The organism is Prescottella sp. GW823-FHT02E09 (genome assembly GCF_058797375.1).
Genome location: NZ_JBXAJP010000003.1, coordinates 35,793 through 49,729 on the forward strand (window position 1 = coordinate 35,793; position 13,937 = coordinate 49,729).

Genomic DNA, 13,937 nt, shown 5'->3' on the forward strand with positions numbered 1-13,937 from the left:
GGTCAATGAGGCCCCGTCAGGTTGCATGTCGCCGCTTCGCTCGATCAACCGATTCGGATCAGCTGGACCCCGGCTTCGTCAAGGGGGCGGTACAGGTCGGCAATGGGGGCGCTGGATCCTCGGCTGTCGCATTGGGTAGAGATGATCTTCTCGGCTGCACGGGACACGCCGACGAAGAACGTCATCGTCGACTCCACCGAAGAAGACGGTGTGATACTCGAGTCCTTTGCTGCGACTTCGACTAGCTCGGCTGCCAGCTCACCCGCCTCGTCCTCGAACAAGCCCTGGCTTCGTTGCTCGGTGTCCGAGTCATCTGTCCCGCACAGGTATCAGCGTGCTCTCGTCCACCGCTCCCACGCGGGCCGCACCAGCGCCGCGAAGGCGCGGTAGCCACCACAGTCCGGGTGTGCGCCGTCGCCGTCACGCACCTGCTGCATCCACACCTCATCGGTGACCAGCGCGTCGAAGACGCTTACGTACTCCACGCCCGCTGACGCACAGACCTCGGCGAACCGCCGATCCAGCCGGGCCGTGCGCTCGTTCTGTTCCACGCCGTCGATCGGCGGCGACCCGACCACCAGCACCCGCCAACCGCTCTGCGCGACCTCCTGCAGGATCGCCTCGAGATTCTCGACCGACACGTCCGGATCCACACGCGGCGCACGGTTCTCGACGGTCGTGTCGTTGACGCCGAACGAGAACACCACCCGACCGTCGCAGCCTTCCGGCAGTCGCGGAGCGCACTCGGCAAGCCAGCGAGCCCGGATGTCGCCCGACGTCTGACGTCGCACCCCGAGGTTGTACGCCGTCAGTGCCATCCCTTCGGAACCCGCCGCGAGCCTCCCCGCCCAACCCAGGAACTCCGAATCCCCCACTCCCGCAACGAAGGAGTCACCGACGAAACACACCCGCACGTCATCCATGCGGAGATGATGTCACGGGCGACACGATCAGCGTCGGCGGCGGAACCAGCCCCGCTCGGGTGGGTTCCGGTCGACATCGAACTTCAGGCGGAGAACGGTGCGTTCCGTGTCGAAGGCGCTCGGGGCGTGGTCGACGACGATCTCGGCAGCTTCGGTGGATCCGATCGTGTCGCCGTCGCCGATGACGGGTCCTTGTTCGACGAGGTACGAGGCGATGCCGATGAGGCGGTCGAATGTGTCACCGGCGGACTCGGGAGTCTCCGGGATCTCGATGTCCGGGAGGTCCAGCATGTCGAGACCTCGCGTGTGACCGGTCATCACACCGTCCGGGCGCTCGCCGACGTTGATCGCGACCCACGCCGGCAACGGCGGCTCGGGCAGCGTGTCCTTCATGAGGTCACGGAACAGCGCGGGCAGGATGACATGATCCGCGCTACCGAAGTACACGGCTCGGACGGCGTCGGTGAGCGCGATGATCGACGCGATGACGCGGGACAACAGCACGGTGTCCGCGGTCGCGTCCGTGTGTGTCGCTCCTGGACGCAAGACGGTGACGATCGTGTGCGCGGTGTAGTCCACCGGCGCCGGCACCGCGTTCGGCCACAACCGGCTGTGCTCGGCGATGTCGGCTACGTCGTCACCCACCCGGGCAGGAATGGTGAGCAGCGCGATCATGCTGTCGCCCAGGTCGAGACGCACCGGCCCATCACCGTCGTCGGACTCCTCCTCACCGACGACAAGGTCGGAGAAGTCGACGTCCGGCCAGTCCCGCCTCAACTGCACGGCCAAGGCTTCCGCAGTGACACCGGCGTCGAGTCGATCCTGGAACAGCATTGCGAGCACGGGCATGACTCCCCCTGAGATTGTGCGCCGACACGGTCGGCCACCCCACCGGTTGCCGCGCGCTAGACCCTATCCTCGGCGCAGTTGTCCTCAGTCCCCGAGTCGGTCTGCCACTCGGTCCCACACGAGGGGAAAGCACCCGATATCCGTCTGGAACGGGCGGTACGTCGCAGACGTCGCGGTGGACGGTACTCCCGGGCCGGGTCATCCGGACATCGCTCACGGAGTGGACCGGATGCGATCGAACCGGTGCGCGGGGGTGCCGCCGCGCGGTCTCATGGAAACGGGGCCGGAGACCCCACGGAAGGGGACGTCCCGATGACCAAGCTGTCCGTCATCTACTACTCGGCGACCGGCCATGGCACCACGATGGCCGAACGAGTATCCGAAGCCGCGCGGTCCGCGGGCGCGGAGGTTCGAGTGCGTCACATCACCGAGACCCGCGATCCCGAGACGTTCGCGACGAACCCGGCGTGGACTGCGAACTACCTGGCCACCAAGGATCTCCCGTCGGCCACCGGCGACGACATCGTCTGGGCCGACGCGGTGATCTTCGGGTCCCCGACCCGGTTCGGCAGCACCGCGAGCCCGTTCCAGGCCTTCATCGATTCCCTGGGCGGCCTGTGGACACAAGGACTACTTGCGAACAAGGTGTACGCCGCGTTCACGTCGAGCCAGACCCTGCACGGCGGCCAGGAGACCACTCTGATGGCGCTGTACACATCGCTGATGCACTTCGGCGGCATCATCGTCCCGCCCGGCTACACCGATCCGGTGAAGTTCGCCGACGGCAACCCGTACGGCGTGAGCCTCGTGACGGGGCCCGACAACCGGAACCCACTGGACGACACGACGAGCACCGCGCTCGATCATCTGGCCACCCGGGTGGTGACGATCGCCGCGAAGTTGCGCGCAGCGACCCCGTCGGCCTGAGCGCCCACTCCTCGCCCCGGTCGGCGGGATACCGCCCCGAACCCTCGGGAAATGGGTGCTCAGGCCGATGTGTCCACCCGTTCACCGGCGTGTGTTTATCCAGAAGCCATGAGCGCAGACCTGGCACCGAGCGAGCGCCGCGTCGCCGACGTGTGCGCGGAGCGTCCGCGTGAGGTGGCGTGGTGGTCCGTCGCAGATCTCGCGGAGGCGGCATCGACGTCGACGGCGACCGTGGTGCGCGCGTGCCAGAATCTCGGCTTCACCGGATTCCAGCACGTGCGGATGCTGCTGCTGCGTGACCTCGGCGCGGAGACTTCCACGACGTCGCAGGACACCACTCCGCCGGGCAGCCTCGGCGTACTGCGGGCGATCGTCTCCGAGGTGGGGTCCGATCTGTCCGGCGGTCTCGCCCCGCTGTCGGAGGACGCCTTCGACGCCGCGGTACGTGCGCTCGCGACCGCGCGACGAGTTTTCGTCGTCGCCAACGGCGGATCGTCGCCCGCCGCCACCGGATTTGCGGTCCGGATGCTGGTCAACGGCAGGATCGCCGAGGCACCCACGGACACCGTCATCCAACTGTTCACCGCGCGGACCCTGACCCCCGACGACGTCTGCGTCGCGGTCAGCGACTCCGGCATGAACGCGTTCACGATCGAGGCGGTTCGGGCCGCCCGCGCGGCCGGCGCGCACGTGGTGGGGGTGACGGGCCACGCCCGGTCCACACTGGTCGACCTGTCGGACTCGGCGCTGGTGATCGGGAACGGGTCGGGACCGTACGCCGGCCACGGGGTGTCGGCGACCATCATCCAGTCGACGTTCCTGCTGGGGCTGCAGGTCGCGGTGTCCGAGGTCGACGGGCAGGCCGCCGACGTCGCGGAGAGGAGCCTGGAACACTTTGCGGCCCTGATGAATCCATCAACCTCCGAGTCCCGGTGACCGAGCGCATCCAGCCCACCAAACCTCATCGTTCGTTGCTGGACCATTCAGTCGACGTTCACCTTCGGCTGGCCGACTACTCGATGTAATGAGAATTCCGAATCGATCCGGTTCGGGTAATCACGTTTCATCGGGAGAGGGTCATGGGCAGTATTCGAATCGAGGGCCTGGGCAGGAGCTTCGGCGGTGTCACCGCCGTCGACGACATCTCGATGGAGATCCGGGACGGCGACTTCCTGGTGCTCCTGGGTCCCTCAGGCTGCGGCAAGACCACGCTTCTCCGAATGATCGCCGGACTGCTGGAACCGACCAGCGGGCGCATCGTCCTCGACGGCGAGGACATCACCTCGGCGCCCGCGCGTAAACGTGACGTCGCGATGGTCTTCCAGGAGGTCTACGACCGCCCCGCCTCGGTGTTCGTCGCCGGCTTCCTCGGCAGCCCCGCGATGAACCTGATCGACGCCACCGTCCGCACCGTGGACGGCGCCGTGTGCGCGCTCGCACCCGGTATGCGCGCGGACCTGTGGCCGGGTGAGACCGAGAACCTCGACGTGGTCCTCGGCATCCGCCCCGAGCACCTTCGCGTCGGCGACGACACCGAATCCGTACACCTCACCGCGACAGTCGATTCCGTCGAGAATCGCGGCAGCGAGGAGATCGCGTACTGCACGGTCGGCGGCTCGACGGTATGCGTTCGTTCCCCGAGGCCCATCGCGATGACGCCCTCACAGACCCTCACCCTGACCACCGATCCGAACCACGTGCATCTGTTCGACCGCGCGAGCGGTCGACGGATCGAGTGGATCGACGTCCCCCAGACCACCCGGTGCTGTTCTACAACGCCACCGCGTTCGAGAAGGCGGGCGTACCCGCCGACGCCGACCTGTCGACGTGGACCGACGTCGCGGCGGCCGCGAAGAAGATCACCGCAGCCACGGGCAAGCCGTCGCTGACGATCTCGTGCGCGGTCAAGGGCGGCAGCTGGTGCATGCAGGGGCTGTTCCGGTCGGCGGGCGGGAACGTGCTGTCCGAGGACCGCAGCACCGTCGAGTTCGCGAGCGACGAGTCGCTCGCGGCGGTGGAGATGCTGCGCGACCTGTACGACCAGGGCATCCTCGCCAACCAGGACTCGGCCGGCCAGATGGAGAGCTTCATGAAGAGCGACACCGCGATCCAACTGCAGTCCTCGGCGATCCAGGGCATGCTCGTGGGCGCGTCGAAGGCCGCCGGCTGGGAACTGCGGGCCGCCGCGATGCCCGCCTTCGCCGGCAGTGAGGCGGTGCCCACCAATTCCGGGTCGGCGCTGTTCGTGTTCGCCCAGGATCCCGCGAAGCAGCGCGCGTCGTGGGAGCTGATCAAGTTCATGACGAGCGATCACGCGTATACCGAGATCTCGTCCGAGATCGGCTACCTGCCGCTGCGCACGTCGCTGACCACCGACCCCGCGGCGCTGCAGACCTGGGCCGACGGCAACCCGCTCCTCGCCCCCAACCTCGGGCAGCTGGACCGCCTCGAGCCGTGGCAGTCCTACCCCGGCAACAGCTACGTCCAGATCGACGACATCCTCGCCACCGCGATCGAGGAGTCGGTCTTCTACGGCAAGGACCCCGCATCCACGATGGCCGCTGCCCAGCAGCGTGCCCAGGACCTGATCGGCTGAGTGACACGACCATGACGACCGACCTCCACCGCACCCCGTCCCGCCGCCTCGCGGCCCGCGGCGTGCACAACCTCCGCGATGTCGGCGGATATCCGACGGCGTCGAACCTGACGACCAAGTGGGGCAAGCTCTTCCGCTCGGACGCCCTGCACGGTATCGACTCCGGCGGCCGCGCCGAACTGGCGGCCCGCGGCCTGACGCTGGTCATCGACCTGAGTGAGGCGGACGAGCGAGCGAGTGCACCGAACGCACTCGACGGCGTCGGGCACCGCGAGGTGCACCTGCCCGTCTACCGCAACGGGCTCGGCGCCCGCGGCGCGACGTACACCGCGGAGACCCTCGACCTCGGCGGGATCTACACCTGGATGCTCGACGACCACGGAGCCGCCCTGACCGACGCCGTCCGTCTCATCGCCGACTCCGGCGACGACCCGGTCCTGGTGCACTGCACCGCCGGCAAGGACCGCACCGGTCTGGTGGTCGCCCTGGCTCTGGCCGCCGTCGGCGTCGGCGATCGCGACATCGCCGCCGACTACTCGCTGTCCGAGCTGATGCTGGCGGGCGAATGGGTCGACGCGATGACGGCGGTGATGGCGACACGCGGTCTGCCCGCCGGGGCCGACATCGCCCAGATCGTGGCGTCCAGCCCGGCCCCGCTGATGCTCGCCACGCTCGCGTCCCTGCGCGAGAGCCACGGCGACGTGCCCGACTATCTGCGCGCACACGGCATGACCGACCCCGAACTCGACAACCTGCGCGCCTGCCTCCTCGGCTGACGCCCACATTCACGAATCCTGCAAGGAGACAGACATGCCCGAGACTGCCACGTCCACGAGCGGACAGTACGGCGCCACCGATCACTTCGTCCTGCACGTCAGCGACACCCATTTCGTCGGGGACGGTGAGTTGCTCCACGGCAGCGCCGACAGCGACGCCAAGCTGGGACTCCTGTTCGACCGCCTCGACCGCGCCGGGCAACGCCCCGAGGCGATCGTGTTCACCGGCGACCTCGCCGATGCCGGCAACCCGCAGGCATACGCCCGACTGCGGGACATGGTCGAGCCGGCGGCAGCGAAGCTGGGCGCCCAGGTGATCTGGGTGATGGGCAACCACGACAGCCGGCCCGAGTTCCGCGCGGGGCTGCTCGGCACCGAGCCCACACAGGAGTCGGTGGACATGGTCCACGACATCGGCGGCCTGCGGATCATCGCACTCGACAGCACCGTTCCCGGCCGTCACCACGGTGAGATCGCCGACGAGCAGATCGCCTGGCTCCGTGATGTTCTCGCGACTCCGGCCCCGCACGGCACGCTGCTCGCGCTGCACCACCCGCCGGTACCGAGCCCGCTGGAACTGCTCGAGTCCGTCGAACTCCGCGACCAGCGCCGGCTCGAGGACGTGCTGCGCGGCACCGACGTCCGCGGCATCCTCGGCGGCCACCTGCACTACTCGACCACCTGCACCTTCGGGGGCATTCCGGTGTCCGTCGCATCGGCCACCTGCTACACCCAGGACCTGTTCCCCACGGGAGGCGGCATGCGCGGCCAGGACAGCGGGCAGTCGTTCAACCTGGTGCACGTGTACTCCGACCGCATCCTGCACACCGTCGTCCCGGTCGAGGAGGGGCCGACGCTGTACGAGTTGACGCTGGAGCAGCTGCGCTACTACCAGTCGCTGTCCCCCGAGGAGCAGCTGGCGGTCATGGCCGACTCGTCGAACCGCTGATCCGTCCCCGAAACCGATTGCGAGTATCCGATGTTCGTCGAAGTCCCGGCGAGCGCCGAGCCGCGGACGGTCGTCTCGGCCCTGCCTGTGCAGGCAGGGCCGGGATGGCGGTCGCGCGCGGCACGCCGCGCCGTCCCCTATCTGTTCCTGCTCCCCGCGGTCGTCCTGCTCGTGATGTGGACCTACAAGCCGCTCGCGGAGACCGTGGGGCTGTCGTTCTACAAATGGAACATGATCCCGACCAGCCCGAAGACGCCGGTCGGTCTGGACAACTACGCCACCGTGCTCTCGCTCCCCGAGTTGCACCAGGCGCTCTGGAACACCGCCCTCTACATCGGCGCGTTCATGGTGTTCTCCCTCGTCCTCCCGCTCGGGATCGCGCTCCTGTCCTCCCGGGTGAGCGGTCGCGCCCGCACGTTCTACAGGCAATGATCTTCGTCCCTTTCCTCGTGACTCCCGTTGCGAGCAGCGCCATCTGGCGCTGGCTGTTCAATCCCGACAACGGCATGATCGCCCGCATCTCGGCGACGATGGGCCACGACCTCGGCAACGTGTTCCGTGACCCGAGACTGGCACTGATCGGCGTGGTCGTGATCGTCGGCTGGCAGATGCTCGGTTTCGGTGTCCTCGTCATCTCCGCGGGGATGGCGGGTATCAACCCCGACTACGGTCATGCGGCCGCGCTCGACGGCGCCGCACCGTCGACCGTCACCCGCCGGATCACGCTGCCGCTGTTGTCCCCCACGCTGCTGTTCCTGGCGATGATGACGATCCTGCTGAGCGCCCAGTGGACCTACCCGGTGATCGACGTCCTCACCCAAGGCGGCCCCAGCGGCTCCTCGACCAACATCTACTACCTGTTGTACGAGTTCGGTTTCCGCAACTTCGATGCCGGCATGTCGGCGGCCGCCGGCACCCTCTTCTTCCTCGGCGTCGGCGTCATCGCACTGCTGTTCGTGCGGCTGACCGAGCGCCTGAGCTTCTACGACAACTAGGAACCACTCATGGCCTTCGTCCTCCTCGACCCGCCCAGGACACCCACCGCGCGCACCTCACCCACTACGCCCACCGACTCGGCCGAACCGCGGCGCACGGGCAGTCGCCGAGTCGCGCTCGGTCATGTGGCGCTCGCGGCGCTCGCCGTGTTCAGTGTCTTCCCGGTGTACTGGATGTTCGCCACCGCGTTCCGCAGGCCGGAGGACACGTTGTCCGGCAGCCCGGTTCCGTGGCCGCTCAGCACCGACAGCTTCCGGTACGTATTCGACACCATCCCGATGCTGTCGATGCTCCTCAACACCTTCGCGATGGCGTTCGTGGTCGCGGTCAGTCAGCTCCTGGTCGCTCTGCTCGCGTCGTACGCCTTCGCGCGCTGGGACTTCGCCGGCAAGCGCCTGCTGTTCCTGCTCTTCGTCGGCTCGTGGCTGGTGCCGTTCCAGGTCACGATGATCCCGAACTACCTGTTGATCTCGCAGATGGGTCTGCTCGACACCGTGGCCGGCGTGGTGATCCCCAACCTGTGCTCGGCGTTCGGCGTCATGCTGCTGCGCCAGCACATGGAGGCGTTCCCGCGCGAGTTGCTCGACGCGAGCGAGATGGACGGGCAGGGTGCGTGGGCGTCGCTGTGGCGCGTGATCGTGCCGAACAGGCGACCGGCGCTGGCAGCCCTGGGAATCATGCTGTTCATCTCGGCATGGAACGAGTACCTCTGGCCGTCGCTGATCCTGCGGAACTCCGACGCCCTGGTCCAGATCGGTATCCGTAGTTTCCTCGGCGCGGAGGGCAACAACTGGGGCGCGGTGATGGCGGCGTCCGGCATCGCGTGTCTGCCGATCTTCCTCATCTACATGTTCCTGCAGCGCCACGTCGTGGACGCGTTCGTCCGGTCCGGGCTGAAGTAGGAACCCGGGGTCCCATCCGAATCGGGTGCGACCCCGTGCCCGCGTGGCACCGGAGCCGCCCGGATAACCCTGGCACGGCTCCTTACTTCGGAGTAAGTTCCGGGTATGGCCACGTACATCGTCACGGGCGGCACCGGGTTCCTCGGCAGGCACACGATCGAACGGCTGCTCGAGTGCGATCCCGCCGCCGAGATCCACGTCCTGGTCCGCCCCGGATCGGTGTCCAAGCTCGAACGGATGTCGAGCGTGTGGCCGGGCGGCGACCGCGTCCACGCGCTGGTCGGGGATCTCACCGAACCCGGACTGGGACTCGACGCACCGGCACCGGACGCCGAGCACGTACTGCATCTCGGCGCGATCTACGACCTCACCGCCGGAGACGAGCAGGCGTCGACCAACATCGACGGCACCCGCTCGGTGATCGAACTGGCCTCCGGGATCGGCGCGACGCTGCATCACGTCTCGTCGATCGCGGTGGCCGGCGATCACCGCGGACGGTTCACCGAGGACGACTTCGACCTGGGCCAGGGATTCCCGACGCCCTACCATCGCACCAAGTTCGAGGCCGAGCGGCTGGTACGGACTTCGACGGCGCCGTGGCGTATCTACCGGCCGGCGGCCGTGGTGGGCAGTTCGGTCACCGGTGAGATGGACAAGATCGACGGACCGTACTACTTCTTCCCCGCACTCGCCGCGCTCGCGAAGCTTCCGTCCGCCCTTCCCGTCGCGGTCCCGCGACTCGGCTACACCAACGTGGTGCCGGTCGACTTCGTCGCGGCCGCGATCGTCGAACTGATGCTTCGCCCGGGTCTCGACGGGCGCGCCTTCCACCTCGTCTCCCCCGATTCCCAACCGGTCCGGCAGATCTACGCCGCGCTCGCCGCGGCCGCCCACGCACCCACACCGGTGGCCGACCTACCCGGCGGCCTGGCCGCACCGCTGCTGAACCCGCCGGATCGGATCCGGCCCGCCCGCAACCTCGTCCTGCGTTCCCTGGGCATCCCGCCGGTGATGCTCGACCACCTCACGCTGCCGACCCGGTTCACCTCCGATCCGACCCGGGAAGCACTGCAGGGCAGTGGAATCTCGGCCCCGCCGTTCCCGTCGTACGCCCCGAGGCTGTGGTCGTACTGGCGTGAGCATCTCGACCCCGACCGGGCCCGACGCGACGATCCCGCCGGTCCGCTCGTAAACCGTCACGTCGTCATCACCGGCGCGTCCTCCGGCATCGGACGGGCCGCCGCGATCGCCACGGCCGCAAAGGGCGCGACCGTGCTGCTCCTCGCTCGTCGCGCCGACGAACTGGACACCGTGGTGGCGCAGATCCGCGAGGCCGGTGGGGCCGCGTTCGCCTACCCCTGCGACATCACCGACACCGAGGCCGTCGACCGGACGGTCAAGTCGATCCTCGCCGAACACGATCACGTGGACATGCTCGTCAACAACGCGGGCCGGTCCATCCGCCGCGGGCTGTACCGCTCGACCGACCGCCTGCACGACTTCGAGCGCACCATGGCCGTCAACTATTTCGGGGCCGTCCGCATGGTCCTGGCACTGCTGCCGCACATGCGTGAGCGACGCTTCGGTCACATCGTCGACATCAGCACCGCCGGGGTCCAAGCCCGGACGCCGCGGTTCGCGGCCTACGTCGCGAGCAAGTCCGCGCTCGACGCGTTCGCCGACGTGGCCGCGGCCGAGACCCTGACGGACGGGATCACCTTCACCACGATCCACATGCCACTCGTGGAGACCCCGATGATCGCACCGACCGGTCAGTACAACGCCGGCCGCGCGGTGAGCGCCGAGAAGGCCGCGGCGATGGTGGTCCGCGCCCTGATCGAACGACCCAAGCGCATCGACGTCCCGGTCGGGACCCTCGCCGAGTTCGGGGCCATCTTCGCTCCGCGAATGAAGGACCGCGCCCTATCTCGGATGTATCACGCTTTCCCGGACTCACCGGCCGCCCGCGGCGAGGCCGGCCCCGAGCCACGGCCGGAACCGGCTCCCGAGGCCCCGCCGGCGGCGTCTCGACCGGGCGGCGTGACGCTCGCGGCGGCCCGGATCGGCCGCCGGCTCGCCCGCCTGGTTCCGGGCGTGCACTGGTGACGCATATGCGCTGGTGAACAGCACTATTTCGCCCCGGAAATCGCACAGAATTTCGATTCCGAACGGCCCGACGAGTTCGCCAAACCGTCTTTCGTTGTGATAAGCAAGATAGGGGACCAACGAAAATAGGGAGAAGACTTTGACGCCAAGGATCGCGATTTTGGGAGCCGGTCCGAGCGGCCTCGCACAGTTGAGGGCATTCGAGTCGGCACGTAAATCAGGTCTTGGGTCGATGCCCGAAATTGTTTGTTACGAAAAGCAGAGCGACCTGGGCGGCATGTGGAACTACACGTGGCGAACGGGACTCGATCAAAACGGCGAACCAGTGCACGGAAGCATGTACCGCTTCCTCTGGTCGAACGGCCCGAAGGAATGCCTGGAGTTCGCCGACTATTCTTTCGAGGAACATTTCGGCCGACCGATTCCGTCGTACCCGCCGCGTGCCGTGGTGCACGACTACATCATGGGACGAGTCGAGCAGAGCGACGTGCGCAAGTACATCCGCTTCGACACCGCCGTCCGCTGGGTGGAGTACATCGAACCCGAGAACGAGGGCGACACCGGAAAGTTCGCGGTGACCGTCGCCGACCACAAGTCCGGCTCGCTCGAGACCGAACTCTTCGACTACGTCGTGGTCGGAACCGGACATTTCTCCACCCCGAATGTTCCGCACTTCGAGGGCCTCGACGACTTCCCGGGCCGCGTGCTGCACGCTCACGACTTCCGTGACGCCCGAGAATTCACAGGTAAACGACTGCTGCTGATCGGCAGCAGCTACTCGGCCGAGGACATCGGGACGCAGTGCTTCAAGTACGGCGCCGCCGAGGTCACCTTCAGCTACCGCTCGGCGCCGATGGGCCACGACTGGCCCGAGGGCTTCTCCGAGGTGCCGTTGCTGACCGGGATCGACGGTCACACCGCACGTTTCCAGGACGGCAGCACCCGTGAGGTCGACGCGATCGTCCTGTGCACCGGCTACCAGCACCACTTCCCGTTCCTGCCCGACGAGCTCGCGTTGCGCACGAACAACCGCCTGTACCCGACCGGCATGTACAAGGGCGTGGTCTCGCAGGAGAATTCACGACTGTTCTTCCTCGGCATGCAGGACCAGTACTTCACGTTCAACATGTTCGATGCGCAGGCCTGGTTTGCACGCGACGTCATCCTCGGCCGGATCGAATTGCCCGACAACGAAACGCGGGAACGCGATATCCAGGAATGGCGGGCCCGCGAGGAACAACTGTCGACCGCCGTCGAGGAAATCGATTTCCAGGCCGCGTACATTCGCGATCTCGTGGACCGGACCGACTACCCCGAATTCCATGTCGAAAAGCAAGGTGAGCTTTTCAAGCAGTGGAAGAAGGACAAGAAGGCCGACATCATGGGCTACCGGAATTGCAGCTACGTGTCGACGCTGACCGGAACGATTGCTCCGCCGTTGCACGACGAATGGCTGAACATTCTCGACGATTCCGCGGAATCGTTCCTGAACAACAATTTCGGGACGGGCCGTTCGGGGAAGCCGGATTCACCCGCGCCGCGGAACGTGACGCCCATCGGACCCCGGATCGCGCGAGCGCACCCGCCGCGCACCGAACGCTCGACCGAACTGTCCGGCTGAGCCGACGTCGCTAGGAACTCCCCGCCGGGACTTCGGCGGGGAGTTCCTGCATACTCACCGCGACCACCGGACGCACGGGTTTGGCCTCGGCGCCGCAGCTCGCCGGCCGGGCCGCGAGCTCGCGCTGCTCGAGTGAGACTCGCCACCGTCGCCCGTCGCGGTGCACCACCACCGGATCGGCGGTCCGTTCGTCGACCACCAGCTCGTCCGGACCGACGGGCACGTCCAGCCGCACCGTGACCTCGGCGACCTGGCCGCGCGGACCCCAGATGCTCCGCCCCCGCAGCCCCGGCAGGTACACCCGGGTGTCCGCGGCGGCCCGCACGGCCCGCACACTCTCGTCCGGCCCCAGCCGCCCGTACGTGTTGCCGGTGGGCAGCAGGATCATCGACGGCGCGAACCGGTGGCCGCCGGTGTGCGAGCACTCCCACACCGCGTCGCCGAACTCCGCGGTGAGTGCGGCCGCGACCGGACGTCCGAGCACCGCGCAGCACTGGTCGCGTTTGCTGTGTGCGCACACCAGCACCACCGGCTCGGACACCCGCTCCCCGAGCCCCGGCGCGCGGCCACGAACCTGCATCAGATCGATGTCGAGCAGATCGGAGACATCGCCGATCTCGAGACGCTCGCACCACGAGTGGTCCGGGTGCGAGTTCGCCAACAACACCGTGCGCGCACCGTGGGTCACCTCGCTGCGCCCCGGGCGGCGGATGAACATGATGCGCACCCCGGCCGCGTCGGCGCGGTCCGACAACTCACCGGCCAGTTCCGCGCCCAGCGCGGTGCCGTCGAGGACGTCGCGTCCCCACGCACCCGGGTACTCGATGCACACCCAGCCCGCGACCTGGGCCGCGGTGCCGGGCAGCGGTTCGTCCGCGGACAGCACGGAGCACGTAGTGGGGCCAGCCTGCGGTACCGATTCACTCACCCCGTCATTGTGTACCGCCGTCGAGCACCGCCAGCACGGAGTCCGGTACGACGACCAGCCGCAGGCCCGGCGCGGTCGCCCGCGTGCAGCCGTCGAGTTCGACATCGATCTCCGCGCCTCCGGAGCCGTCGGGACGGAGCAACGGAATCGCTCCCGTGCGAGTCGCGACGAGCGAACAGGCCGCGGCCGACGGCGCCGCGACGATGGAGCGTACGACGTCGACGCTCTGCTCGGCCGTCAGCCGTGACCGCGATTCCCGGATCGACTCGTCACCGTTCTCGCGGTATCGGCACACCTGCAACCGCGAGAGGGCCGCGATCGGACCGTCCTCGGGAGCGCATTCGGTGGAGGGCCAGGCCGGACG

14 protein-coding genes and 1 pseudogene are annotated in these 13,937 nt (G+C 67.9%); 10 read left to right on the top strand and 5 right to left on the bottom strand.

What is annotated here, in order from left to right; translation table 11 throughout:
• Positions 1 to 44: 44 nt before the first annotated feature.
• Genes AC1RIF_RS07900 through AC1RIF_RS07910 form a run of 3 tightly spaced genes read right to left on the bottom strand, consistent with a single transcriptional unit; the run spans position 45 to position 1,772 of the window.
• Positions 45 to 281 (bottom strand): hypothetical protein, encoded by a 237-nt coding sequence (locus tag AC1RIF_RS07900; protein WP_492600837.1) that lies wholly within the window; start codon positions 279 to 281, stop codon positions 45 to 47.
• 48 nt (positions 282 to 329) lie between these two features.
• A complete protein-coding gene (locus tag AC1RIF_RS07905) occupies positions 330 to 923 on the bottom strand; it encodes a DUF459 domain-containing protein (RefSeq protein ID WP_492600838.1) in 594 nt (197 codons plus the stop codon).
• A 27-nt stretch (positions 924 to 950) separates the two neighbouring features.
• Entirely contained in the window at positions 951 to 1,772 is an 822-nt protein-coding gene (locus tag AC1RIF_RS07910; protein WP_492600839.1) for a DUF4261 domain-containing protein, read from the bottom strand.
• 312 nt (positions 1,773 to 2,084) lie between these two features.
• Between AC1RIF_RS07910 and wrbA the strand changes: the two genes are divergently transcribed.
• From wrbA to AC1RIF_RS07960, 10 genes and pseudogenes are all read left to right on the top strand, one after another.
• Positions 2,085 to 2,699, top strand: a complete 615-nt coding sequence (gene wrbA, locus AC1RIF_RS07915) for an NAD(P)H:quinone oxidoreductase (RefSeq protein ID WP_492600840.1) — start codon at positions 2,085 to 2,087, stop codon at positions 2,697 to 2,699.
• Positions 2,700 to 2,807: 108 nt separating this feature from the next.
• Positions 2,808 to 3,635 carry a MurR/RpiR family transcriptional regulator gene (locus AC1RIF_RS07920; protein WP_492600841.1) on the top strand — a complete coding sequence of 276 codons (828 nt, stop codon included), beginning with the start codon at positions 2,808 to 2,810 and terminating at the stop codon, positions 3,633 to 3,635.
• 143 nt (positions 3,636 to 3,778) lie between these two features.
• Positions 3,779 to 4,588, top strand: a complete 810-nt coding sequence (locus tag AC1RIF_RS07925; RefSeq protein ID WP_492600842.1) for an ABC transporter ATP-binding protein — start codon at positions 3,779 to 3,781, stop codon at positions 4,586 to 4,588.
• Positions 4,519 to 5,295, top strand: a complete 777-nt coding sequence (locus AC1RIF_RS07930) for an extracellular solute-binding protein (protein ID WP_492601334.1) — start codon at positions 4,519 to 4,521, stop codon at positions 5,293 to 5,295. Before AC1RIF_RS07925 ends, AC1RIF_RS07930 begins: the two co-directional genes overlap by 70 nt.
• An 11-nt stretch (positions 5,296 to 5,306) precedes the next feature.
• On the top strand, positions 5,307 to 6,071 hold the full coding sequence (locus AC1RIF_RS07935; protein ID WP_492600843.1) for a tyrosine-protein phosphatase: 765 nt from the start codon (positions 5,307 to 5,309) through the stop codon (positions 6,069 to 6,071).
• Between the two features lie 34 nt (positions 6,072 to 6,105).
• Complete coding sequence (locus AC1RIF_RS07940; RefSeq protein ID WP_492600844.1) at positions 6,106 to 7,020, top strand: phosphodiesterase; 915 nt, start codon at positions 6,106 to 6,108, stop codon at positions 7,018 to 7,020.
• Positions 7,021 to 7,050: 30 nt separating this feature from the next.
• Positions 7,051 to 8,015 (top strand): annotated as a pseudogene (locus tag AC1RIF_RS07945) (carbohydrate ABC transporter permease).
• A gap of 9 nt (positions 8,016 to 8,024) precedes the next feature.
• Entirely contained in the window at positions 8,025 to 8,918 is an 894-nt protein-coding gene (locus tag AC1RIF_RS07950; protein WP_492600845.1) for a carbohydrate ABC transporter permease, read from the top strand.
• Between the two features lie 105 nt (positions 8,919 to 9,023).
• Positions 9,024 to 11,024 (top strand): SDR family oxidoreductase, encoded by a 2,001-nt coding sequence (locus tag AC1RIF_RS07955; RefSeq protein WP_492600846.1) that lies wholly within the window; start codon positions 9,024 to 9,026, stop codon positions 11,022 to 11,024.
• Between the two features lie 139 nt (positions 11,025 to 11,163).
• The gene (locus AC1RIF_RS07960) at positions 11,164 to 12,645 is read left to right on the top strand and encodes a trimethylamine monooxygenase (RefSeq protein ID WP_492600847.1); all 1,482 of its coding nucleotides are present in this window, start codon (positions 11,164 to 11,166) and stop codon (positions 12,643 to 12,645) included.
• Positions 12,646 to 12,655: 10 nt separating this feature from the next.
• Here the strand turns inward: AC1RIF_RS07960 and AC1RIF_RS07965 are convergent, their stop codons facing one another.
• Together AC1RIF_RS07965 and AC1RIF_RS07970 are read right to left on the bottom strand one after the other, a co-directional pair.
• Complete coding sequence (locus AC1RIF_RS07965) at positions 12,656 to 13,573, bottom strand: ferredoxin family protein (protein ID WP_492600848.1); 918 nt, start codon at positions 13,571 to 13,573, stop codon at positions 12,656 to 12,658.
• Between the two features lie 4 nt (positions 13,574 to 13,577).
• Positions 13,578 to 13,868 (bottom strand): hypothetical protein, encoded by a 291-nt coding sequence (locus AC1RIF_RS07970; protein WP_492600849.1) that lies wholly within the window; start codon positions 13,866 to 13,868, stop codon positions 13,578 to 13,580.
• Positions 13,869 to 13,937: the final 69 nt, after the last annotated feature.

Coding starts and splice junctions, on each gene's coding strand:
- AC1RIF_RS07935 (WP_492600843.1), top strand. CDS start 5,307: ATGACGACCGACCTCCACCGCACCCCGTCCCGCCGCCTCGCGGCCCGC.
- wrbA (WP_492600840.1), top strand. CDS start 2,085: ATGACCAAGCTGTCCGTCATCTACTACTCGGCGACCGGCCATGGCACC.
- AC1RIF_RS07925 (WP_492600842.1), top strand. CDS start 3,779: ATGGGCAGTATTCGAATCGAGGGCCTGGGCAGGAGCTTCGGCGGTGTC.
- AC1RIF_RS07955 (WP_492600846.1), top strand. CDS start 9,024: ATGGCCACGTACATCGTCACGGGCGGCACCGGGTTCCTCGGCAGGCAC.
- AC1RIF_RS07905 (WP_492600838.1), bottom strand. CDS start 923: ATGGATGACGTGCGGGTGTGTTTCGTCGGTGACTCCTTCGTTGCGGGA.
- AC1RIF_RS07920 (WP_492600841.1), top strand. CDS start 2,808: ATGAGCGCAGACCTGGCACCGAGCGAGCGCCGCGTCGCCGACGTGTGC.
- AC1RIF_RS07910 (WP_492600839.1), bottom strand. CDS start 1,772: ATGCCCGTGCTCGCAATGCTGTTCCAGGATCGACTCGACGCCGGTGTC.
- AC1RIF_RS07950 (WP_492600845.1), top strand. CDS start 8,025: ATGGCCTTCGTCCTCCTCGACCCGCCCAGGACACCCACCGCGCGCACC.
- AC1RIF_RS07940 (WP_492600844.1), top strand. CDS start 6,106: ATGCCCGAGACTGCCACGTCCACGAGCGGACAGTACGGCGCCACCGAT.